The organism is Streptomyces rectiverticillatus (genome assembly GCF_013394065.1).
GTDB lineage: Bacteria > Actinomycetota > Actinomycetes > Streptomycetales > Streptomycetaceae > Streptomyces > Streptomyces rectiverticillatus.
On record NZ_CP040752.1, the window covers coordinates 4,973,603 to 4,994,756 of the forward strand.

The window sequence follows — 21,154 nt, forward strand, 5'->3', positions numbered from 1 at the left end:
AGAGCAGCGACGAGGGAGCCGCCGGATGGTTGTGATCGAAGCCCCGTACGGGGACGCCGCCCGGGCGCGTCACGCGACGGCGGAGTTCCTGGCCCGCCACTGCCCGTGGGCGGACCCCGAGGCGGTCGTCCTGGTCGTCTCGGAGCTGGTCACCAATGCGATTCGGCACGCGGGCGGCTGGTGGCGGCTGTGCGTGCGGGCCGTGCAGGGCCGCCTGGTGGTGGAGATCGCCGACGCGAGCCCGCGGCCGCCGCAGCCGCGCCCGCCGGACTTCGGCGGCGGCGGGGGGCTGGGCTGGCACATGGTGGAACGGCTGGCCGGCCTGCTGGAGGTGGACCGGCGGCCCGACGGCAAGACCGTCCGGGCGACGTGGCTGGGGCCCGTGGTGCCCTGAGTGTTCGGCCGGAGGCTTCTCGGTGAGGCGACTCGGTCGGTGAGGCGGTGAGGCGACCGGCCGACCGGCGGTGTCCTGAGCCGTGTGTCCCGAGCCCTGGTGGGCGGCTCCTCGCTGAGGCGCGGTCCGCTTCGGCGGCGCCCGCCGCAGCGGCGAGGCACCACGACGGTGCGCGTCCGGCGGAACGGGCCCGACGGGCCGGACGGGCGCGGAACGGGCGGTGCCCCGGGCGCCCCGGTCACGGTGCGACACCGCACCGTGCCGTGACCCGCCCGGAGGGCTACCGGTGCCCCAGCATCCCCGTCCGCAGCCGCGTCAGAATCCTCGTCAGCAGCCGCGACACGTGCATCTGCGAGATGCCCAGCTCCGCACCGATCTCGGACTGCGTCATCTCCCCGCCGAACCGCATGCGCAGGATCTGCCGGTCGCGTTCGTCGAGCTCGGCGACGAGCGGTTTGAGCGCGTGCAGGTTCTCGACGCCTTCGATGGCGGGGTCGAGCCCGCCCAGCCGGTCGGCGTAGGTGGTGCCGGACTGATCGGAGCCGTCGTCCACCGGGACGTCGATGGAGCCGGCCGTGTAGCCGTTGCCCGCGACGATGCCCTCCACGACCTCCTCGCGGCTGAGCCCGAGGTGCTCGGCCAGCTCGGCGGGCGTCGGCGAGTGGTCCAGCTCCTGCGAGAGCTCGCCGGTGGCCTTGGCCAGCTCGACCCGCAGCTCCTGCAGCCGCCGCGGCACGTGCACCGACCAGCCGGTGTCGCGGAAGTGCCGCTTGATCTCCCCCACGATGTACGGCACGGCGAAGGTGGTGAACTCCACCTCGCGCGAGAGGTCGAACCGGTCGATCGCCTTGATCAGGCCGATCGTGCCGACCTGGATGATGTCCTCCATCTGGTCGCCGCGGCTGCGGAACCGGGAGGCGGCGAAGCGGACGAGCGAGAGGTTGATCTCGATGAGGGTGTTCCGCGCGTACTGGTACGCGTGCGTGCCCTCCTCCAGCTCCCGCAGGCGTGCGAAGAACAGCCCGGACAGTGCACGGGCGTCGCGAGGCGCCACTGTGGACGCGTCCTCGATGTACGGCAGCCCCCCGACCGCTTCTTCGAGGTGCTGCGGCACAGCCCCCGAATGCCCTGTCGTAACCGTGGATGCCGTGATGGTCACATCGTCCTCCCCAGATCCGTAGGTGACCTCCGAGCGCCTACCCGGCGACCCGTGGCCCATGCATGCCGGTTCGCGGAAGGCGCGCACAAGCGGAAGGAGACGGCGGCGCAGCGACGCGAACCGGTCGCACGCGGAGGGCGGCCGGGCGTCGCCGGACGGCAACCCGGACGTTCCCCTTCCGTTACTTTCGGGCGTGAACATGCCAACATGACCGCACCGATACCGGCCCGCCGCACCGCAGTTGCCCTCGCCGTCACCACCCTGGCCACCGCCGTGACGGCCGCCACCACGACGGACGCGACCGCCGCCCCCACCGTCCGCCCGGCCGCCGCCACGGCGAGCGCCGCCCGGACCTCCGGGCCCGCGGGGCTCAAGGGCGTCGACTACGCCGTCTGGCAACGCGACGTGCAGGCCGTCATCGACAGGGCCCTGCCCTACGTCAAGGAGCGCACCGCGGATGCGCACGGCCGGAAGCAGGCCGTCGTCCTCGACATCGACAACAGCTCCCTGGAGACCGACTTCCACTGGACCTACCCCACGCCGGCCATCGCCCCGGTGCTGGAGCTGACGCGTTACGCACACGCCCGGGGAGCCGCGGTCTTCTTCGTCACCGCCCGCCCCGGCATCCTCGACTCGCTCACCGAGTACAACCTGCGCGAGGTCGGCTACCCCGTCAGCGGCCTGTACGTACGGCACCTCCCGGACCTCTTCCAGGACGTGAGCACGTACAAGACCGCCAAGCGCGCGGAGATCGAGAAGCAGGGGTACTCGATCATCGCGAACATCGGGAACAACACCACCGACCTCGTGGGCGGCCACGCGGAGCGGACCTTCAAGCTGCCGGACTACGACGGCAAGCTGTCGTAACCGCCGGACCCCGGTCGTAGCTGCCGGCTCCCGGCCGTAGCCGCCGGCCCCCGTACGTTTCAGTGCCGCTCAGTGCCGCGCCTTCGCCCTGTCGAGCGCGGCCACGCCCAGCGCGGCCAGCGCGATCTGGATGAGCCACTCGATCCAGTCGACCCCCTTGGTGTCGTCGACGCCCAGCCAGTGGGCGACGGCCGCGCCCAGGAACGCGGCGGCGATGCCGACCACGATCGTCCACAGCACCCCGATGTGCTGGCGCCCCGGCACGACGAGCCGGCCGAGCACGCCGATGATCAGACCGATGACGATGGCGCTGAAAATTCCGGAGATTTCCACGGGTCCCCCTTTTGCAGCCTGTTGCCGCCGTTCCGGACCGGTTGCTCTCGATACTTCTGCCCAGCCGCCGGGCGGCGCATGTCCGCCCGCCCGCTCCCCGCACCCTGCCTAGACTGGTCGTGCCGGGCACAGGGACGCGCGGCAGGAACGGGAGAGCGACAGTGGCCGCAGGTGTCGGAAGCTTCGAGGACGTCGAAGAGGACTTCGGCGAAGGCCTCGGCGACCCCTCGGCGGACGTGCTCACCGAGGCCGCCGCGGCCTTCGGGCTGCTCGCCTCGCCCGCCCGGCTCCACCTGGTGTGGGCCCTCGCCCAGGGCGAGAGCGACGTCACGGCCCTCGCCGAGCGGGTGGGCGGCGCGCTTCCCGCGATCAGCCAGCACCTGGCGAAGCTGAAGCTGGCCGGGCTCGTGCGGTCGCGCCGCGAGGGGCGCCGCATGGTCTACCTCGTGGACGACCCGCACGTCGTCGCCATCGTCCGGCTGATGGTCGGCCAGCTCGCCGACCGCGAGGCCGGGGGGACGGGCCGGGCCGGCGGGCGCGGCGCCGCCCGCACCGGGCGCCTCCATGGCCTGGGCGCCTGACCGCTCCGCCGCGCGAGGAGGCACCGGCACCACCCTGGAGGTCCTGCGCGCGCTGGAGAGCGGGCCCCGCGGGCTGCCCGAGGCCGAGGCCGACGAGCGGCTCGCGCGCCACGGCGAGAACGTCTTCCCCGGGCGCCGCCCCGAACCCTGGCCGCGGCGCTTCGCCCGCAGCCTGCGCGACCCCTTCACCGCCGTCCTCCTCTCCCTCGGCCTGGTGTCGGCGGCCCTCGCCGCCTGGGGCACCGCCTGCGTGATCGCCGTCCTCGTCACGGTCAGCTGTGTGCTGCGCGCGACCGGCGAGCACCGCGCCGACCGCTCGGCGGCCGCCCTGCGCGAGCTGCTGGCCACCACCGCGACCGTCCGCCGCCGCCCCGCGGAGACGGAGGAACCGGTGACCCGCGAGCTGCCCGTCGAGCAGCTCGTGCCGGGCGACGTCGTCCTCCTCGCCCCCGGCGACCTCGTCCCCGCCGACCTGAGACTGCTGCGGACGACCGGCCTGACCGTGCACGAGGCGGCGCTGACCGGGGAGTCCGCGCCCGTCGCCAGGGGCGCGGCAGGCGACTTGTGCTTCCAGGGCAGCAGCGTCGTCTCCGGCAGCGCGACCGGCGTCGTCGTCGCCACCGGCGCGGACACCGTCCTGTCCGGGGCCCTGCCGCAGGACCGCGGCCGCCGGCTCCCCGGCCCCTTCGACCGCTCCGTGAACGGGATCGCCTGGACGCTGGTGCGGTGCATGCTGCTCGTCGCGCCGCTGGTACTGGTCGCGAGCGCGCTGGTGCGCGGCCGCGGCATGGAGACGCTGCCGTTCGCCGTCGCCGTGGCGGTGGGCCTCACCCCCGAGATGCTGCCGGTCGTCGTCACGACGGCCCTGGCGCGCGGTGCGGCCCTCCTCGCGCGCGGCGGCGAGGTGATCGTCAGACGGCTGCCCGCGCTGCACGACCTCGGCGCCGTGGACGTCCTGTGCGTCGACAAGACGGGCACGCTCACCCAGGACCGGCCGGTGTTCGCCTGCGCGGTCGACACGGAGGGCCGCGACGACCCGGCCGTGCTGCACTGGGCCGCCGTTGCCGCCCTGTGGACCCTGCACCTCGCCGAGCTGCCGGCCCCGGACGCCCTCGACGAGGCGCTCCTCGACGCTGATGAGGAGCGGGGCGGCGGCGCGGACGGCGTCGAGGGCGTCGCGGCGCTGCCCTGCGGCCCGGGGCGCCGCATCGCGTCAGCGCTGGTCCGGGTGGCGGGCGGCGAGCCGGGCACCCTGGACTCCCTGCCCGGCTTTCTGCCGGGCTCCCTGCCGGGCAACGTCCGTCCGCTCCGCCCGGCGGCTACGGACGCCGGCGCCCCCGCGGGCCGGTACGTGCTCGTGGTGAAGGGCGCCGCGGAGGATGTCCTGGCGCGGTGCACGCGCGTCGCGGACGGCGCGGGGGACCCCGCCGCTGCCCGCCCCCTGGGCTCCGCGGACCGCACCCGCCTCGCCGCCCGGGCGGACGCCCTCGCTGGGAGCGGGCTGCGGGTGCTCGCCGTCGCCCTCGCCGAGCGGCCTGCGAGCGCGAGCCCGTACGCGCCCGAGGACGAGCAGGAGCTCACCCTCATCGGCTTCGTCGGACTGCAGGACGCCCTCGCGCCCACCGCCGCGGAGGCCCTGGCCGTCCTCGCGGGCCGCGGTGTGACGGTCAAGGTCCTCACCGGCGACCACCCGGGCACGGCCGCCCGGGCCTGCCGGGACCTGGGACTCGACCCCGGCGAACCCCTCACGGCCGCCCGGATCGACGCGGCCGACGACGCCGAACTCGCCCGGCTCGCAGCCCGCACCACCGTCTTCGCCCGCTGCGCACCCGAGCACAAGGCCCGCGTCGTCCGCGCCCTGCGCACCTGCGGCGCCACGACCGGCTTCCTCGGCGACGGCGTCAACGACCTCGCCGCGCTGCGCGCCGCCGACGTGGGCATCTGCCCGCGCGACGGGGTGGCCGTGGCACGCGAGGCGGCCGACGTCGTGCTCGCCTCCAAGGACCTCACCGCCCTCGACCGGGCCGTCGTCACCGGCCGCCGCAGCACCGGCAACATCGCCGCCTACCTGCGCATCACGCTCTCGTCCAACCTCGGCAACGTCATCGCCATGCTGGCCGCGGGCCTGCTGCTGCCGTTCCTGCCGATGCTGCCCGCGCAGGTGCTCGTACAGAACCTGTGCTTCGACGCGGCCCAGCTCGCCCTCGCCTTCGACCGGCCCGGGGCCACGGCCCACCTGCGCCCCGTGGTGCTGCGCCCGCGCGCCCTGTTCCGCTTCATGACGGGCTTCGGCCTGCTGAACGCCACCGCCGACCTCGCGACTTTCGGAGTGCTGGCCCTGACCGTGCACTCCGGCGGCACCGGGGGCCGGGCCGCCTTCCACGCGGGCTGGTTCACGGAGAACCTGCTGACCCAGGCCCTGGTCATCCTCCTCCTCCGCGCCGGCAGGGACGCGGCCGAGCGCCGCTCCCCACTACCGGTCCGCCTGGCCACCACGGGCCTCGCCGCCACGGGCCTGCTCCTGCCCCTGTCCCCACTGGCCCCCGCCCTGGGCATGACGCCCCTGCCGCCGCTGTACTACGGCCTGATGGCCGTAGTCCTGACGCTGTACGGGGCAGCACTGACGGCAGCAAGCAAAAAAGCCCACACATAGCAGCGCACCCGGCCCCGCTGGCCCACAATGGGGCCGGGGACCGGGTGCGGACAGCACCGTGCCGCCTGATCAGGCCTTCTTCGTCTCCCAGAAGATGCGGTCGATCTCGGCGATGTAGTCCAGCGCCTTCTGGCCCGTCTTCGGGTCGTTGGACGCCTTGGCCGCGCTCAGCGCCTTCAGGGTGTCGTTGACCAGCTGGTGCAGCTGGGGGTACTTCTCGAAGTGCGGCGGCTTGAAGTAGTCGCTCCAGAGCACCGAGACGTGGTGCTTGGCGAGCTCCGCGCGCTGCTCCTTGATGATGAGCGCACGGGCGCGGAAGTCCGCGTCCTCGTTCGCCTGGTACTTCTCCTGGACGGCCTTGACCGACTCTGCCTCGATGCGCGCCTGGGCGGGGTCGTAGACACCGCAGGGCAGGTCGCAGTGGGCGCTGACTCGCACCTTGGGTGCGAACAGGCGGGAGAGCATAAGAGCTGTCCTTCCTCGTGATCGTCTTCTCAGGTGCGAGATTACTCGGTGTGGGAAGGCTTTTCTCGGGTGCCCCGGGGGGCTTAGGACAAAAGTCCAGTGTCAGTCTGGGACTGGTGGAGGATTACGGACCGGGAGGTGCCACGGTGCAGGAGCAGGTGGACGAGCGCGGGCAGGAGCTGGACCGCGAGCGTCGCGGACTGCTGCGGATCGGTCTGGCCGAGGTCTACAACCCGTCGATGGTGCCGACCCTGAACCCCGGGGACCAGCTGGTCGTCCAGTACGGAGCGGTGGTGCGGCCGGGTGACGTGGTGGTGCTGCGCCACCCGTTCCGGCAGGACCTGCTCATCGTCAAGCGCGCCGTGGAGCTGCGCGAGGGCGGCTGGTGGGTGCGCGGGGACAACCCGCTGGTGGAGAACGACAGCCGGGAGTTCGGGGTGGTGCCGCAGGAGCTCGTCGTGGCCCGCGCACTGGTGCGGCTGCGGCGGCCCCCGCAGGCGGGTCAGCGCTCGGCGGGTGCGCTGCTGTCGTGGCTGGTCTCGGCGCTCAGGCCGGTGCGGTCGCTGCCCGCCGGGGCCTCGGACGCGCGGCTCTCCAGGCGCTTGCGGGCGCGGTAGGCGGCGACGTTGGCGCGGGTGGCGCAGCGGTCGGAGCAGTAGCGGCGCGAGCGGTTGGTCGAGGTGTCGAGGTAGGCGTTGCGGCAGGGCGAGGCCTGGCAGATGCCGAGCCGGTCGACGCCGTACTCCGTCAGGTGCACGGCGAGGCCCATGCAGGCGGTGGCGGCGTACGAGGCACCGGCGTTGGCCGCGTGGTCGGCGATGTGCATGTGCCACTTGGGGCGGCCGTCGTCGTCGCGGTACTCGTGCCCGGAGACCTGCGGGCTGACCGGATACTCCATCAGCAGGGCGTTGAGCAGGTCCACGGCGCGCACTTCGTCGCCCTCGGCGGCGGCCTCGAAGACGGCGCGCAGCCGGGCCCGGACGGCTCTCAGCCGGGTGACGTCGCTGTCGCCCGCCCGCCGGGCCCCCTGGGCGCTGGGCCCGAAGAGCCCGCGCACGGCTTCGACGGAGGTCAGCGTGTCCGTGCCGCGGCCGGGCTCCTCGCTGTTGACCAGCCGCACAGCGAAGTCCGAGTAATAGGCCAGTTCCACTTGTGGTCCTTACGCAGGGCGGTCTAAGGTCGGCTCACCGGCCTGTAATGGTCGGTGTACGACCGAGGGTATTACACGGCATCACCCGTTGGAGGAACCTCATGACCGAGGCCGTCGCCGGCACGGACTGGAACGCCTGGCAGGACAGCTGGGACCGGCAGCAGGAGTGGTATCTGCCCGACCGCGAGGAGCGGTTCCGGGTGATGCTCGACATGGTCGAGGCCTTCGCGGGCCCCACCCCCCGCGTGCTCGACCTCGCCTGCGGCACCGGCACCATCACCGCCCGCCTGCTCGACCGCTTCCCCGGGGCCGTCTCCACCGGCGTCGACCTGGACCCGGCCCTGCTGGCCATCGCCCGCGGCACCTTCGCCGGCGACGACCGCGTCCGGTTCGTCACCGCGGACCTCAAGGACCCGGACTGGACCGCGAAGCTGCCCCACGAGCACTACGACGCCGTGCTCACCGCCACCGCCCTGCACTGGCTGCACTCGGACCCCCTGCGCACCCTCTACGGGCAGCTCGCCGGAGTCGTCCGCGAGGGCGGCGTCTTCCTCAACGCCGACCACATGCCGGACGCCGGCACGCCCCGCATCAACGAGGCCGAACGCGCGCTGCGCCACGCGCGCATGGACCGTGCCAAGGCCGCGGGCGCGCTCGACTGGCGCGCGTGGTGGCAGCTCGCCGCCGCCGACCCGGTGCTCGCCGGGCCGACCGCCGAACGTTTCGAGATCTACGGGGAGCACGCCGACGGCGACACCCCCTCCGCCGAGTGGCACGCACAGACCCTGCGCGAGGCGGGCTTCGCCGAGGCCCGGACGGTCTGGAGCTCGCCCTCGGACGCGATGGTGCTGGCACTCAAGTAGCAAGCGACAGGGGGCGGCACGGGTCCGGGACCCGTACCGCCCCCGCGGTCGCCGGTCCCGTCAGCCCGCCGTCGCCGTCACCGTCACCCCGGCTTCACCACCGCCGGCGCCCGCCGTCACCCGCACCGCGCCCCGCTCACCCGCCGGAACCCTTGTGGTGTCGGTCCGGGCCGGGCCGCGCACGGTGATGTGCCAGCCGTGCGGCGTCGGCGGGAGGACCAGTTCCGTCGTGCCGTGCCGCGCCGGAGCGTACGTCAGGTGGTAGACGCCCGTCGCCGGGTCGTAGGAGGCGGCCCGCACCGTGCCCGCCACGGCGGCCGCGTATGGCTCCGCCGTCCGGGACTTGTTGGGCTGGAAGCGGCCGTGTTCGTCCAGGGCGCAGTAGCCGCCGCCGTAGCACCATTGCCAGCTCGCCCAGCCGGTCGCGTAGCGGGACATGGAGGTGAGGGCGTCCTTGTAGAAGCGGCCCATGTTCGGCAGGGAGCTGTTGAGCGGGCCCCATTCGCCGATGAAGACCGGGATGCCCATGGCGCGCGGATAGTGGACGACGGCGGCCTCGTACGCGTTCAGCCAGCCCGCCGCCGGGTCGTAGTCGCGCCCGGCCTCCATGGCGGCGTTGTAGAAGTGCGGGGCGTAGACGACCTTGGGGTCGCGGATACGGCCGAGGCCGGTGGGGACACCCTCGCCGGCGGCGGGGGTGGGCTCGACGAACAGCCAGTGGCGGCGGTCGACGCGCCGGATCGCCTCGGCGATGCGCCGGTACATGGGGGTGATCTGCGTGGACTCGATGCGGCGGGCCGCGTCGGGGATGCTCTCGCCGGGGCGCATCCGGCCCATCGGCTCGTTGATGAGGTCGTAGCCGAACACGGCGGGGTGGCCCGCGAGCCGTCCCGCGAGGACCTGCCACATGCGGGCCTGGGCGCGGCGCAGGTCCTCGTCCTGGTAGAGGTGTTCGAAGGCGGCCTGGACGGCCGGTTCGAAGTACTCGGCGAACCAGTCGTCGGGGTGGGGCCGGTAGGGCAGGCCGTCGGTGCGGGTGGCCCAGGCGGGGATGCCGCGGTGGCTGCCGAAGGCGGGTCCGTAGACGTCCTGGTGGGCGTCGATGACGACGCGGACGCGGTACTTGTGCGCCCAGTCCAGCACGCGTTCGATCTTGCGGAGGTAGGACGTGCTGTAGTGGCCGGGCCGCGGCTCCAGGTCGTCCCAGAAGACCGCGAGTCGGGCGAGGTTGAAGCCCTGCGCGGCCATGTCGCGCAGGGAGCGCTCCGTGATGTCCGCGAGGGCCTCGTCGCCGCGGTGCTCCTTGTCCGCGAGGTTCCAGCCGCGCAGGGTGAGGGCCCGCCCCTGCTCGTCGGTCAGGGGCGGGATGCCCCGGCCCGATGTGCCCGGGGCCGGGACCGGGGCCGGAGCCGGGAGCGAGACCGGGGCCGGAGCCGGGACCGGGGCCGGGACCGTACGGGCCGCCGCGGGTGTTCCGGGCGTCCCGGGTGTCAGGAGGAGCAGGACCGCGGCCGCGGCGAGGAACGCAGCCGTGTGCAAGCGTCTCTTCGGCATCCGCCGTTCATACCGTCAGTACGACCTTGCCGAACAGGTCGCCACCGGCCATCTTCTCCAATCCCTCGCGCGCCCGGTCCAGCGGCAGGACCGAGTCGATCACGGGCCGTACGCCGTGCGCCGCGCAGAAGCTCAGCAGGTCCGCCAGCTCCTCCTTGGAGCCCATGGTCGAGCCGACGACCTTCAGCTCCAGGAAGAAGATGCGGTTGAGTTCGGCGGACGGCGGGTTCGGCCCGCTGGTCGCGCCGGAGATCACCAGGGTGCCGCCGGGCTTGAGGGACTTGACCGAGTGCGACCACGTGGCGGCGCCGACCGTCTCGATGACGGCGTCCACCCGGTGCGGCAGCCGCGCCCCCGGCTCGTACGCGCCCTCGGCGCCCAGCTCCACGGCGCGCTCACGCTTGGCCGCGTCGCGGCTGGTCGCGAAGACGCGCAGGCCGGCCGCGGCGCCGAGGACGATCGCGGCGGTGGCCACGCCGCCGCCCGCGCCCTGCACCAGGACGCTCTGGCCGGGGCGCACGTCCGCGTTGGTGAACAGCATGCGGTACGCGGTCAGCCACGCCGTCGGCAGACAGGCGGCCTCCTCGTAGCTGAGCTCCTTGGGCTTGGGCAGCACGTTCCACGCGGGGACGGCGACGCGCTCGGCGAAGGTGCCCTGGTAGCGCTCGGTGAGGATGGAGCGCGGCTCCGTCGGGCCCACGCCGTGGCCGGTCTGGCCGATGACGGAGTGGACGACGACGTCGTTGCCGTACTCGTCGACCCCGGCGGCGTCACAGCCGAGGATCATCGGCAGCGCTTCCTCGCCGAGGCCCACCCCGCGCAGCGACCACAGGTCGTGGTGGTTGAGGGAGGCGGCCTTGACGTGGACGACCGTCCACCCCGGAGGGGCCTCCGGCTCGGGGCGCTGCCCCAACTCGAGTCCGGCGAGCGGCTGGTCACGGTCGATGCGTGCTGCGTAGGCGGCGAACATGATCCGAACCTAGCCCCGCCGCCTGCCGGGCGAAACCACGCCGCGGTGTGACGCGCGCCGCGCCGTGCCTCCCGTCCAGTCCTCCCTGTCGCAACGGCCGTATCCGCGGCGGAGGCTGCGCCTCCTCGCCGGCCGGGCGTGAGGCCCGAAACGGCACGGGCGACGTGTTCGTTCGCCCGGCGGCTCGGCTGATACGGCGACCGGGCCGCACCCCCGGCAGGGAGATGCGGCCCGGTCTCGTACGCCTACGGGTTACGGCGTACGGCGTACTCCGTACGGCATGCGGTGTCGGGTGCGGGCGCCGGCGTCAGCGCCGGGCCACGCCCTCCGCGCGCGCGGCGGCCGCGACGGCGGCCGTCACCGCCGGGGCGACCCGCTCGTCGAACGGCGACGGGATGACGCACTCGGCGCTCAGCTCGTCCGCGACGACGGCCGCGAGGGCCTCCGCGGCGGCGAGCTTCATGCCCTCCGTGATGCGGGAGGCCCGCACCTGGAGGGCGCCCGCGAAGATGCCCGGGAAGGCCAGGACGTTGTTGATCTGGTTCGGGTAGTCGCTGCGGCCGGTGGCGACGACGGCCGCGTACTTGTGGGCGACGTCCGGGTGGATCTCCGGGGTGGGGTTGGCCATCGCGAAGATCAGGGCGTCCTTCGCCATCGTGGCCACGGCCTCCTCCGGGACCGTGCCGCCGGAGACGCCGATGAAGACGTCCGCGCCGTCCAGGGCCACGGCCAGGGGGCCCGTGAGCCCGGCCTTGTTGGTGAAGCCGGCGAGGTCGCGCTTGACCTCGGTGAGGTCCTCCCGGTCGCCGGAGACGATGCCCTTGCGGTCGCAGACGGCCACGTCGCCGATGCCCGCCTCGACCAGGATCCTGGCGATCGCGACGCCGGCCGCGCCCGCGCCGGAGATCACGGCGCGCAGCTCGCCGAGCGTCCGGCCGGTGAGCCTGGCCGCGTTGCGCAGGGCGGCGAGGGTGACGACGGCCGTGCCGTGCTGGTCGTCGTGGAAGACGGGGATGTCCAGCCGCTCCTGGAGCTTGCGCTCGACCTCGAAGCAGCGCGGCGCGGAGATGTCCTCCAGGTTGATGCCGCCGAAGGAGGGCGCGAGGCGCGCGACGGTGTCGACGATCTCGTCGACACCGCGGCAGTCGAGGGCGATGGGGACGGCGTCGACGCCGCCGAACTGCTTGAAGAGGATCGCCTTGCCCTCCATCACGGGCAAGGAGGCCTCCGGGCCGATGTCACCGAGCCCGAGCACTGCGCTGCCGTCCGTGACCACGGCGACGACCTGGGACTTCCAGGTGTAGTCGTGGACGAGCTCCGGCTGCTCCGCGATGGCGCTGCACACCTTGGCCACGCCGGGCGTGTAGGCGAGGGACAGATCGTCCCGGTCGCGCACGGGCACGGTAGCCAGGATGGCCATCTTGCCGCCCCGGTGCAGCGCGAACGCCGGATCGAAGAACTCGTCGTGAGCATCGTCCGGACCGCTGTCGCTGCGAGGATTCACGATCTCCGCTGCCACTTTATTTGACCCCTTTGTCGAATGTCCGTCGAGGGTATCCGCCCTGGGTTGCGGGGCGGGTCGGGCTTCACGTCCGTGTCCGGCCACCGAGATGACCTGCGCGCGGGGGGTGGTGCCGCGCGTTACGGATCCGTATGCCGGGCGCGCCGCACACGCGCCCTCGCCCCTGGTGCGGGGTGTGGCTGGCCTTTCTATCAAATGAGCGCTGCGGCCTACGAGTGAGTTCCCGCTGATGAGTTCTCGCTGACTTGTCGCGGCGCGGCCGGGAGCAGCCCCGTTCACAGGTCGGAACGGTGTCGACTGAGGGCATAAGTCCACGGACTGAGACAGAGTGCGCGTGACATACATCTCGCCCGGCGGCTCACAGAAGCGGAGCCCTTGAATCCGGTACTCGGGACCGACCTGGTACCGACCCGATACGGCACGGGGATCGCCCGTTATCCGATTTTGACATAGCGGGGCCCCCGAATGGTGCAGTCCGGATGGCAAGATGCCCCAATCACGCGAGGTCGCGACATCCAAGGATGTGTGCTCCGCGCCTCGTGCGTCATCAGCGTTTTCCTGTGTTTGTTCTGTGTCTGTCCAACAGTCGGCTCCTTGGGCCACCCCCTCACCCGCAGGAGGAACCAGCAATGACCGCAAGCACCACCCCTCGCACGGCTGCCGCCAGGAGTCGTTTGGCCGCCGCCGGCGCGATCGCGGTCGCCGGCGCCCTGCTGCTCACCGGCTGCGGCGACCAGCGGGACAAGACCGGCAACGAGGCCGGCCAGAGCGCCCAGGGTTCCAAGGCCCCCCTCTTCGACAAGCTGCCGAAGAAGATCCAGGACTCCGGCGTCATCAAGGTCGGTTCGGACATCGCCTACCCGCCGGTGGAATTCAAGAAGGACGGCAAGGTCGTCGGCATCGACCCCGACATCGCCGCCGCCCTCGGCAAGGAACTCGGCGTGAGGGTCGAGTTCAACAACGGCACCTTCGACGCGCTGCTGACCGGTCTGCGATCCAAGCGTTACGACATCGCGATGTCCGCGATGACCGACACCAAGGACCGCCAGGAAGGCGTGGACCCCAAGACCAAGAAGAAGGTCGGCGAGGGAGTCGACTTCGTCGACTATTTCAACGCCGGCGTCTCGCTCTACACCAAGAAGGGCGACACCAAGGACATCAAGGGCTGGGACGACCTCTGCGGCAAGAAGCTCGCGGTCCAGCGCGGCACGGTCTCGCACGACCTGGCCAAGTCCCAGTCCGAGAAGTGCGAGAAGGACGAGAAGGACTCGATCTCCATCGAGGCCTTCGACACCGACCTCGAGGCCCAGACCCGGCTGAAGGCCGGCGGCGTGGACGCCGTCTCCAGCGACTTCCCGGTCGCGGCGTACGCGGTCAAGACCTCGGGCGGCGGCAACGACTTCGAGGCGGTCGGCGACCAGGTCGAGGCCGCGCCGTACGGCATCGCCGTCGCGAAGGACAACACCCAGCTGCGGGACGCCCTGAAGGCGGCGCTCGAAGCGATCATCAAGAACGGTGCGTACGAGAAGGTCATCACGACCTGGGGCGTCGACGCGGGCGCGGTCAAGGAAGCCCGGATCAACGGCGGTTCCTGACGAGTCGCCGCCGCGCGGGCGCGTCCCGCTGCGGCTTCCCCCGTCCCCCTCACCCTCGTACGGATCTGCTGAAAGGCACTCCCCGTGACTTCTTCCCCTGACTCCCCGTCGCCCGACAAGCCCGACGGGAAGGAACCCACCGAGGCGGCCGAGGCCGCGAAGGCGGCGAAGGCGGCCGGTGCCGCCGGTGCCGCCGAAGCCGGCAAGGACGCGGCCGCGAAGGCGGCTGACGCCGCGAAGCCCGCCGAGGCGGCCGAGCCTGCCGACGCGGACAAGCCCGCCGACGGCGCGAAGGCGGCCGACGCCGGCAAGCCCGCCGAGCCCGCCGAGGCCTCGGATGCGGACAAGCCGGCCGACGCCGGCAAGACCGACAAGTCCTCGGACGCCGACGCCGAAAAGGCCGACGACGCGGACAAGCGCGTAGGCGCGGACAAGTCCGACAAGCTTGCTAAGTCCGGCAAGCTCGCCAAGTCCGGTGAGCCGGGCAAGGCCGGCGAGGCCTGCGAGACCTGCGGCGGCGACAAGCCGGCCGGCCCGGCCAAGGGCGAGGCCGCCGCCAAGAAGGCCGCGACCGACCCCGAGGCGGTCAAGGCCATCCCCGTCCGGCACTACGGCCGCTGGATCTCCGCCGTCGTCGTCCTCGCCCTCCTGGGGCTGCTGATCAACGCCTTCGCCTCGGCGAAGGTGCACTACAGCACCATCCCGGACTACCTCTTCGACTCGACGGTCGTCGAGGGCCTCGGCAAGACGGTCCTGATCTCGGTGCTCGCCATGCTGCTGGGCCTCGTGGGCGGCATCCTGCTCGCGGTGATGCGGCTGTCGAAGAACCCGGTGACGTCCTCGGTCTCCTGGGCCTACATCTGGTTCTTCCGGGGCACCCCGGTCTACGTCCAGCTGCTGCTGTGGTTCAACCTCGCGCTGATCTTCCCGTACATCAACCTCGGCCCCATTTACCGGGACGAGATGAGCGACTTCATGACGCCGTTCATGGCCGCGCTGCTCGGCCTGGGGCTCAACGAGGCCGCCTACATGTCCGAGATCGTGCGGGCCGGCATCAAGTCGGTCGACGAGGGCCAGACCGAGGCCGCGCACGCGCTCGGCATGAGCCAGGCCCGGACGCTGCGCCGGATCGTGCTGCCGCAGGCGATGCGGGTCATCGTGCCGCCGACCGGCAACGAGTTCATCAACATGCTCAAGACCTCGTCGCTGGCAGCGGCGGCGGCCCAGTATCTGGAGCTCCTGCGCTCCACGTCCGACATCGGGCAGACCACCGGCGCCCCGGTGGAGATGCTCTTCCTCGCGGCCACCTGGTACCTGATCCTCACCAGCATCTTCAGCGTCGGCCAGTTCTACCTGGAGCGGCGTTACGCCCGCGGTTCCCTGCGGACCCTGCCGCTCACCCCGTGGCAGAAGGTCAAGGCCAACCTGTCCTCCTTCAGCAACCGTCCCAAGGGAGGCGTCAGCGCATGAACGCGATGGTGAAGGCCGAGGGCGTCCACAAGTCCTACGGCGCCGTGCAGGTCCTCAAGGGCATCGACCTCGAGGTCGCCCCGCGCGAGGTGTTCTGCCTCATCGGCCCCTCCGGCTCCGGCAAGTCCACCTTCCTGCGGTGCATCAACCACCTGGAGCAGGTGAACGCCGGCCGGCTGTACGTCGACGGCCGCCTGGTGGGCTACCGCCAGCAGGGCGACAAGCTCTACGAGCTCAAGGACAGCGAGGTCGCCAAGAACCGCCGGGACATCGGCATGGTGTTCCAGCGCTTCAACCTCTTCCCGCACATGACGGCGCTGGCGAACGTCATGGAGGCGCCGGTCCAGGTCAAGGGCGAGACGAAGGCCGTCGCCCGGGAGCGGGCGAAGAAGCTCCTCGACCGGGTCGGCCTCGGCGACAAGGCCGAGAACTATCCCTCGCAGCTCTCCGGCGGCCAGCAGCAGCGCGTCGCGATCGCGCGGGCGCTGGCGATGGAGCCGAAGCTGATGCTCTTCGACGAGCCCACTTCGGCGCTCGACCCCGAGCTCGTCGGTGACGTCCTGGACGTCATGCGGGGCCTGGCCGAGGACGGCATGACCATGATCGTGGTAACCCACGAGATGGGCTTCGCCCGCGAGGTCGGCGACTCGGTGGTCTTCATGGACCAGGGCGTGGTGGTCGAGTCGGGCAACCCGCGCGACGTGCTCACCAACCCGCAGCACGACCGGACGAAGGCGTTCCTGTCGAAGGTGCTGTAGCTGCGCCTGCAGTGGTGACAGAGGTGGTACGAGTCCGGCACTCGTACCACCTCTGCCGTTCGGAGCCCCCGGCCCCGCTGCCACGCCCACCACCCGCACCGCTCGGTCTGGCAGGGATCGCGCGTTCGCCCCTACGATGCGCAACATGATCAGAGCTGTGGTCTTCGACGTCGGCGAGTGCCTTGTGGACGAGACCCGCGAGTACGGGACGTGGGCCGACTGGCTGGGCGTCCCCCGGCACACGTTCGCCGCCGTGTTCGGTGCGGTCATCGCCCGCGGGCAGGACTACCGGGACACCTTCCAGATCTTCCGGCCCGGATTCGACCTCTACGAGGAGCGGGAGAAGCGTGCCGCCGCCGGTAAGCCGGAGTGGTTCGGCGAGGAAGACCTCTACCCTGATGTGCGGTCGGCCCTGGCGGAGTTGCGCGCCGCCGGGCTGTGGCTGGCCATTGCGGGCAACCAGACCGTACGGGCCGGTGGCCTGCTGCGTGAGCTCTTCACCGGCGACGTCGATCTCATCGGCACCTCCGACGACTGGGGCGCGAGCAAGCCGGATCCGGAGTTCTTCGTCCGCGTGGCGAAGGCCGTGCCGTTCTCCGCTCACGAGACGCTTTACGTCGGTGACCGCCTCGACAACGACATCAGGCCCGCCGTGGCCGCGGGTATGCGGACGGCCCTGATCCGCCGCGGGCCCTGGGGCACCATTCAGCAGGACGACCCGGCCGCCGCGAACCTGCCGACCTTCCGCATCGGCGGTCTCGCCGAGCTCACTGAGAAGATCGCCAAGTTCAACGCCGCAGCACGCTGACGGTCGTTCCCCAGCCGTACAGCCGGTCGTCGAGCTCGCGTACGCACGGCTCGTGCTGCCATGGCACGAGCGCTCGCCGTACCTCGCGCACCCGCTCCATGCCGGTCGCGTACCAGGTGGCGTGGAGCTGTTCGAGCGCACGGATCGCGTACGTGCAGGCTTCGGCCGGACGCCTGGCGGCTGCCTCGACTGCTGCGAGGTCGCCCAGGACGACCGTGCGCTGCTTGTCGGATTCGACGGGCAGGTCGTCAAGGACGCTGAGGAGAGTCTCCCGCGCCTGGGGGAGGTGCCCTGCCTTCAGTTGTGTGTTGCCCTTGAACGCGGCCAGCCTTGTCCCGTCGAACCAGTCGAACCAGGGTGGCGAAGGGAGGCCGGGCTTCGCAGAGATGATGTCCTCACCGTGGGCGATGAGGTGCAGTGCGGCACGCGGATTTCCGCACCTCGTCTCGCACTCGGCCTCCACTGCGTCCAGCCAAGCCAGGAAATCCGCCGACGGAGTGCCACGTCGCGCGTAGGCGCGTGCCGCGACCATGCGCTCGTTGGCTTCGTCCCGCTGACCTGCCCAGCCGGGGATGAATGCCGTATGCGCCAGGATGGCGCTGCCGAGGAGGGCGTCGTCCGCTTCACCTGCCGCTTGCAGAGCACGCAGGAGCGTCTCGGCCGCCTGCTCCGGTTGCTGCAGGTCGAAGAACTCGATACGCCCTGCGAGCAGGAGCGACTCCGCCAGGGCGGCCGCGAGAACCCGGCGGGTCGTGTCTGTCGTATCCGGCAGGAGTGCACATCCGAGGTGTGCATGCCCCACAACAGCGGGGAGCAGCGTCGTCGGCGCGACGCTCCAGTACAGACGCCTGTGGGACCGTGTCACATCACTGAAGTCGCGGCCGACCGTTGCCGGCTGGCGGGTGGCGGTGACCCGGATGGGGGCGGCACCCATCCCCACCGCCGCGCCGCTGCCGACGACGCGACTCCGGCGGAGGGGGTCAGGCCGCTCCTCGCCCGGACCCCATGGAGGTGTGAATCCGAGCTCTTCCAAGCCCTGGCCGAGCAGGTGGCCGAGGATCCGCCCGATGTCGGGCTGAGGCCATGGTGGATTGGGTGATTCCCACCGCCGGACCTGCCGGACTCCCACGGTGACCCCGCGAAGCCCGAGCTGTGGTGCTCTGCTGGTGATGGCGTCGGCCAGTTTCTGCTGCGATGTGTACCCGGCGGCCATCCGAGCAGCTTTGAGACGGTTGTTCCCGGCTGGTCGTGACACGAGACCTCCAGCGGCGTTCATGCGACGGCAGCAGCACCGTATTCCCTGACAAGGGGTTCTGTTCAGCCTTTTGGAGGACTGAAGGTCCTTGCCAGGTCCTGTGAAAGCCCTCTCGGAGTCCTCGTTCGGGCCGGGCTTCCCCGGGATGCTGAGCCGGTCAGCTGTCCGCACGAAGTGCACCCCGGAGCCGCCCATGTCCCCTCACCCCGCCTTCTGGCTCGCCGCGGGCGAGCGCCATCCCCACGCCGTCCGCGAGGCATGGAGCCGTGGCGCACCAGCCATGCTCCGTACGGGCCTCTGCTTCGATGCCATTCGGCTGTCCGCCGAGGTCGTGCACCGCCGCGCGGGTGGCGATGGCCGGGACAGCGTCGAGCGGGTCTTCCGGGAAGCAGGCGTCGAGTCTGCGGTGATCGTCAATCCTGCGCGGCGCTGGTATTACGTCCTCGTGCCGCCCGGCACCGCCCAGAGTTGGGACGAGCCCGGCACCGAGGCGCTGGGTCTCGCGTGCTTCCTGGGGGTGCCGGCGCCGGGGCAGGCTGAGCCGCCCGGGACGTACTGGCTGCTGCGGGCTCCCACCGGTGTGGAGGGGCTGTGCGTACCTGCAGCCATCAGGGGCGTGGCTGCGGTGCTTGCCGGGTAGTGGCCGGCTTGGCCGCGGGGGCCGTCCGCGGCCCTAACAGCCTTGCCAGCCACCACGCCGTGGACCCCGTGGGCACCTCAGCCTCCCGGGCGGAGCAGGGACGTGATGCGGATTGCCGCATCGGCCAAATGACGCCGGGACGCCTCCAGTTGGTCCCGGCTCACGCCGTGGTCGCGGGCCGCGTCGCGGATGTCGTCGCGGAAGCGGTCCAGGAGGCGGTCCAGGTCGCGGGCCGGGTCTTCGGAGGGGGTGTCGCCGGCCTCGGCCCACTCGGGGGCGGGGCCCGCGGGCGGCTCGGGGCGCCGTGTGCCTGCCGCGCCCGCCCCGCTGCCCGCGCCTGCCCCGCCTGCCGCGCTCTCCGGCCCCTCCGTGCCGGTGGCGCAGCCCTGTCCCGTGGTGCTCGTCGTGCGGGACGCGAAGGCGCCGAACTCCTTCGCCAGGGCGCTGACGCCTTCCGCGACGCCCGTCGGCCAGTCGCCGCGGCGCAGGTGTTCCTCCACCTGCTCCTGGACGCGCCGGGTGGCGCGCCGGACCTCCTCGTGGGCCCACTGCTGGGCCTCCCGGGCCTGGTGGCGGGCCTGCTGGGCGTCCTGGCGGGCGCGCCGGCTCTCCTCCTTGGCCTGCCGGGCCTGTTCCTTCCACTGCTCCTTCGCCCGGCGGAAGTCCTCCTTCGCGCTGTCGAAGGAGTGCGGGTCGGCCGCCGCCCGGGTCTGCCGGGCGGCTTCGCGCACCTGCCGCCGCAGGTCGCCCGCCGCGCCCCGGACCTCCTCGCGGATGTCGGCCGCGAGCGCGGCGACGGACTCGCGGATCTCCAGTTCCAGCTCGGCCAGTTCGCCCTGCCGGCCGGCGAGTTCGGCGCGGCCGGCGGCGGTGATGGCGTAGACCTTGCGGCCGCCTTCGGTGGTGTGGGCGATCAGGCCCTCGGCCTCCAGCTTGGCCAGGCGCGGGTAGACGGTGCCGGCGGAGGGTGCGTACAGGCCCTGGAAGCGCTCCTCCAGCAGCCGGATGATCTCGTAGCCGTGGCGGGGCGCCTCGTCGAGCAGCTTGAGCAGGTACAGGCGCAGCCGGCCGTGGGCGAAGACGGGGGGCATCAGAGGACCTTTCCCTGGGCGGGGGTCTCGGCGGAGGCCTCGGCGGGGCCGCCGGCCCGGTCGTCGGCGCGGTCGTCGGCCCGTTCGTCGGCGTCCGGTCCGCGCAGCAGGGCGACGGCGCCGGAGACGGTGGTGACCTTGATCCGGCCGCGGCCGCCGCCGAGCCGGCCGGTGATGTTCCGCGCGCCGAACTGGTCCTGGACCCGCAGCTCCCCGAAGGCGCAGGAGACGGGGCCGACCGTGGTGCCCGTCTCCACCGTCGCGTCCGCCGTGGCGGGCAGCCGGACGGCGACGTCGCCGGAGACGGAGGTGACCGCCAGGTCGGCGCCCGGGGCGGCCGGCGACAGGTCGATCACGACATTGCCGTTGACCGAGTCGGCCTTGATCCGGCCGCCGGTGCACTCGACGACCGTGAGGTCGCCGGAGACGGTGTTGCAGCGGACGTCGCCGCCGAGGTGCTGGGCCTCCACGCGCCCCGAGACCGTCTCGGTGCGGACGTTTCCGGTGAGGCCGACGAGCGTGGTGTCGCCGGAGACGCCCCGCACCGTCGTGCTGCCCCCGATCCCGGAGACCACGGTGCCCGCCCCGACGACGGTGACCGCGACGCCGGCCGCCGCGGGCACGGTGAGGGTCACGTCCGCCGAGCGGCCCCAGTCCTTGCGGGAGAACCAGTCGCGGAAGGACTGGAAGGACGAGAAGGGCTTCGGGGGCCACATGTCCTCGTACGTGACGGTCAGCTTGCCGCCCCGGTGGCTGACCTGCAGTGGCGGGCCGCCGATCGCCGTCAGCTCCAGGCGGGCCGGGCCGCCCTCCGCACCGACGACGTTGACCGTGCCGTTCACCAGGCGCACGTCCAGCAAGTCGACCGGCTCCTCGAAGGTGATGTTCCGTGGTGCGGACAGTGACCACTCGGACTCGACGGGCATGCCGGGCCCCCTTCTGCGTCAGGACGGCGGAGTAAGACGCAACCTATCGCGTCTTCCGTGAAACACGATATATCGCGGTCCGGCGAAGTCAAGCACTCCC

The 21,154-nt window shown here is 72.2% G+C and carries 20 protein-coding genes and 1 pseudogene; 11 read left to right on the forward strand and 10 right to left on the reverse strand.

The window, feature by feature from the left end; genetic code table 11:
- Positions 1-25 precede the first annotated feature (25 nt).
- Positions 26-394: an ATP-binding protein gene (locus tag FGW37_RS21855; RefSeq protein ID WP_179082601.1), complete on the forward strand. Its 369-nt coding sequence runs from the start codon at positions 26-28 to the stop codon at positions 392-394.
- 280 nt (positions 395-674) lie between these two features.
- Here the strand turns inward: FGW37_RS21855 and FGW37_RS21860 are convergent, their stop codons facing one another.
- The gene (locus tag FGW37_RS21860; protein ID WP_425506657.1) at positions 675-1,547 is read right to left on the reverse strand and encodes an RNA polymerase sigma factor SigF; all 873 of its coding nucleotides are present in this window, start codon (positions 1,545-1,547) and stop codon (positions 675-677) included.
- Between the two features lie 213 nt (positions 1,548-1,760).
- Here FGW37_RS21860 and FGW37_RS21865 point away from each other — a divergent pair, with 213 nt between their 5' ends.
- A complete protein-coding gene (locus FGW37_RS21865; RefSeq protein WP_179082603.1) occupies positions 1,761-2,420 on the forward strand; it encodes an HAD family acid phosphatase in 660 nt (219 codons plus the stop codon).
- Positions 2,421-2,489: 69 nt separating this feature from the next.
- Here FGW37_RS21865 and FGW37_RS21870 read toward each other — a convergent pair whose 3' ends face one another.
- Positions 2,490-2,753: a GlsB/YeaQ/YmgE family stress response membrane protein gene (locus tag FGW37_RS21870; protein WP_179082604.1), complete on the reverse strand. Its 264-nt coding sequence runs from the start codon at positions 2,751-2,753 to the stop codon at positions 2,490-2,492.
- Between the two features lie 161 nt (positions 2,754-2,914).
- Between FGW37_RS21870 and FGW37_RS21875 the strand changes: the two genes are divergently transcribed.
- Together FGW37_RS21875 and FGW37_RS21880 are read left to right on the forward strand one after the other, a co-directional pair.
- A complete protein-coding gene (locus tag FGW37_RS21875; protein ID WP_168095044.1) occupies positions 2,915-3,334 on the forward strand; it encodes an ArsR/SmtB family transcription factor in 420 nt (139 codons plus the stop codon).
- Complete coding sequence (locus FGW37_RS21880; protein WP_179082605.1) at positions 3,318-5,987, forward strand: HAD-IC family P-type ATPase; 2,670 nt, start codon at positions 3,318-3,320, stop codon at positions 5,985-5,987. The genes FGW37_RS21875 and FGW37_RS21880 overlap by 17 nt, the downstream gene beginning before the upstream one ends.
- A gap of 69 nt (positions 5,988-6,056) precedes the next feature.
- On the opposite strand, the gene sodN is transcribed toward FGW37_RS21880, so the two are convergent.
- Complete coding sequence (sodN, locus tag FGW37_RS21885; protein ID WP_168095046.1) at positions 6,057-6,452, reverse strand: superoxide dismutase, Ni; 396 nt, start codon at positions 6,450-6,452, stop codon at positions 6,057-6,059.
- Positions 6,453-6,598: 146 nt separating this feature from the next.
- On the opposite strand from sodN, the gene sodX reads away from it, so the two are divergent.
- A complete protein-coding gene (gene sodX, locus FGW37_RS21890; RefSeq protein ID WP_179082606.1) occupies positions 6,599-7,069 on the forward strand; it encodes a nickel-type superoxide dismutase maturation protease in 471 nt (156 codons plus the stop codon).
- On the opposite strand, the gene FGW37_RS21895 is transcribed toward sodX, so the two are convergent.
- Positions 6,955-7,602, reverse strand: coding sequence for a CGNR zinc finger domain-containing protein (locus FGW37_RS21895; protein WP_179082607.1), 648 nt, complete (start codon positions 7,600-7,602; stop codon positions 6,955-6,957). The genes sodX and FGW37_RS21895 overlap by 115 nt on opposite strands.
- Before the next feature lie 101 nt (positions 7,603-7,703).
- Between FGW37_RS21895 and FGW37_RS21900 the strand changes: the two genes are divergently transcribed.
- Positions 7,704-8,465: a class I SAM-dependent methyltransferase gene (locus tag FGW37_RS21900; protein ID WP_179082608.1), complete on the forward strand. Its 762-nt coding sequence runs from the start codon at positions 7,704-7,706 to the stop codon at positions 8,463-8,465.
- 60 nt (positions 8,466-8,525) lie between these two features.
- Here FGW37_RS21900 and FGW37_RS21905 read toward each other — a convergent pair whose 3' ends face one another.
- The 3 genes from FGW37_RS21905 to FGW37_RS21915 form a co-directional block, all read right to left on the reverse strand.
- Entirely contained in the window at positions 8,526-10,019 is a 1,494-nt protein-coding gene (locus FGW37_RS21905; RefSeq protein WP_179082609.1) for a cellulase family glycosylhydrolase, read from the reverse strand.
- 7 nt (positions 10,020-10,026) lie between these two features.
- Positions 10,027-10,989: a zinc-binding dehydrogenase gene (locus FGW37_RS21910; RefSeq protein WP_179082610.1), complete on the reverse strand. Its 963-nt coding sequence runs from the start codon at positions 10,987-10,989 to the stop codon at positions 10,027-10,029.
- A 307-nt stretch (positions 10,990-11,296) separates the two neighbouring features.
- A complete protein-coding gene (locus FGW37_RS21915) occupies positions 11,297-12,508 on the reverse strand; it encodes an NAD(P)-dependent malic enzyme (protein WP_179082611.1) in 1,212 nt (403 codons plus the stop codon).
- 632 nt (positions 12,509-13,140) lie between these two features.
- Here FGW37_RS21915 and FGW37_RS21920 point away from each other — a divergent pair.
- The 4 genes and pseudogenes from FGW37_RS21920 (at position 13,141) to FGW37_RS21935 (ending at position 17,142) form a co-directional block, all read left to right on the forward strand.
- Positions 13,141-14,106, forward strand: a complete 966-nt coding sequence (locus tag FGW37_RS21920; protein ID WP_179082612.1) for an ABC transporter substrate-binding protein — start codon at positions 13,141-13,143, stop codon at positions 14,104-14,106.
- 528 nt (positions 14,107-14,634) lie between these two features.
- Positions 14,635-15,576, forward strand: a pseudogene (locus FGW37_RS21925) (amino acid ABC transporter permease); the annotation flags it as partial.
- Complete coding sequence (locus FGW37_RS21930) at positions 15,573-16,334, forward strand: amino acid ABC transporter ATP-binding protein (RefSeq protein ID WP_281394889.1); 762 nt, start codon at positions 15,573-15,575, stop codon at positions 16,332-16,334. The pseudogene FGW37_RS21925 and the gene FGW37_RS21930, both read left to right, overlap by 4 nt.
- Before the next feature lie 145 nt (positions 16,335-16,479).
- On the forward strand, positions 16,480-17,142 hold the full coding sequence (locus FGW37_RS21935) for an HAD family hydrolase (RefSeq protein ID WP_179082613.1): 663 nt from the start codon (positions 16,480-16,482) through the stop codon (positions 17,140-17,142).
- Here the strand turns inward: FGW37_RS21935 and FGW37_RS21940 are convergent.
- Positions 17,123-18,355, reverse strand: a complete 1,233-nt coding sequence (locus FGW37_RS21940) for an NsdA family TPR-like regulatory protein (protein WP_246430494.1) — start codon at positions 18,353-18,355, stop codon at positions 17,123-17,125. The genes FGW37_RS21935 and FGW37_RS21940 overlap by 20 nt on opposite strands.
- A 235-nt stretch (positions 18,356-18,590) precedes the next feature.
- On the opposite strand from FGW37_RS21940, the gene FGW37_RS21945 reads away from it, so the two are divergent.
- Entirely contained in the window at positions 18,591-19,037 is a 447-nt protein-coding gene (locus tag FGW37_RS21945; protein WP_179082614.1) for a hypothetical protein, read from the forward strand.
- 77 nt (positions 19,038-19,114) lie between these two features.
- On the opposite strand, the gene FGW37_RS21950 is transcribed toward FGW37_RS21945, so the two are convergent.
- Both FGW37_RS21950 and FGW37_RS21955 read right to left on the reverse strand, forming a co-directional pair.
- Positions 19,115-20,128 carry a PadR family transcriptional regulator gene (locus FGW37_RS21950; protein WP_179082615.1) on the reverse strand — a complete coding sequence of 338 codons (1,014 nt, stop codon included), beginning with the start codon at positions 20,126-20,128 and terminating at the stop codon, positions 19,115-19,117.
- A complete protein-coding gene (locus FGW37_RS21955) occupies positions 20,128-21,054 on the reverse strand; it encodes a DUF4097 family beta strand repeat-containing protein (RefSeq protein ID WP_179082616.1) in 927 nt (308 codons plus the stop codon). Before FGW37_RS21955 ends, FGW37_RS21950 begins: the two co-directional genes overlap by 1 nt.
- Positions 21,055-21,154: the final 100 nt, after the last annotated feature.

What these genes read in the sequence shown, in the direction of transcription:
- FGW37_RS21950 (WP_179082615.1), bottom strand. Translation starts at nt 20,128, where the DNA reads ATGCCCCCCGTCTTCGCCCACGGCCGGCTGCGCCTGTACCTGCTCAAG.
- FGW37_RS21880 (WP_179082605.1), top strand. Translation starts at nt 3,318, where the DNA reads ATGGCCTGGGCGCCTGACCGCTCCGCCGCGCGAGGAGGCACCGGCACC.
- FGW37_RS21905 (WP_179082609.1), bottom strand. Translation starts at nt 10,019, where the DNA reads ATGCCGAAGAGACGCTTGCACACGGCTGCGTTCCTCGCCGCGGCCGCG.
- FGW37_RS21935 (WP_179082613.1), top strand. Translation starts at nt 16,480, where the DNA reads ATGATCAGAGCTGTGGTCTTCGACGTCGGCGAGTGCCTTGTGGACGAG.
- FGW37_RS21910 (WP_179082610.1), bottom strand. Translation starts at nt 10,989, where the DNA reads ATGTTCGCCGCCTACGCAGCACGCATCGACCGTGACCAGCCGCTCGCC.
- FGW37_RS21945 (WP_179082614.1), top strand. Translation starts at nt 18,591, where the DNA reads ATGTCCCCTCACCCCGCCTTCTGGCTCGCCGCGGGCGAGCGCCATCCC.
- FGW37_RS21920 (WP_179082612.1), top strand. Translation starts at nt 13,141, where the DNA reads ATGACCGCAAGCACCACCCCTCGCACGGCTGCCGCCAGGAGTCGTTTG.
- FGW37_RS21940 (WP_246430494.1), bottom strand. Translation starts at nt 18,355, where the DNA reads ATGGCCGCCGGGTACACATCGCAGCAGAAACTGGCCGACGCCATCACC.
- FGW37_RS21855 (WP_179082601.1), top strand. Translation starts at nt 26, where the DNA reads ATGGTTGTGATCGAAGCCCCGTACGGGGACGCCGCCCGGGCGCGTCAC.
- FGW37_RS21955 (WP_179082616.1), bottom strand. Translation starts at nt 21,054, where the DNA reads ATGCCCGTCGAGTCCGAGTGGTCACTGTCCGCACCACGGAACATCACC.
- FGW37_RS21900 (WP_179082608.1), top strand. Translation starts at nt 7,704, where the DNA reads ATGACCGAGGCCGTCGCCGGCACGGACTGGAACGCCTGGCAGGACAGC.
- sodN (WP_168095046.1), bottom strand. Translation starts at nt 6,452, where the DNA reads ATGCTCTCCCGCCTGTTCGCACCCAAGGTGCGAGTCAGCGCCCACTGC.
- FGW37_RS21865 (WP_179082603.1), top strand. Translation starts at nt 1,761, where the DNA reads ATGACCGCACCGATACCGGCCCGCCGCACCGCAGTTGCCCTCGCCGTC.
- FGW37_RS21930 (WP_281394889.1), top strand. Translation starts at nt 15,573, where the DNA reads ATGAACGCGATGGTGAAGGCCGAGGGCGTCCACAAGTCCTACGGCGCC.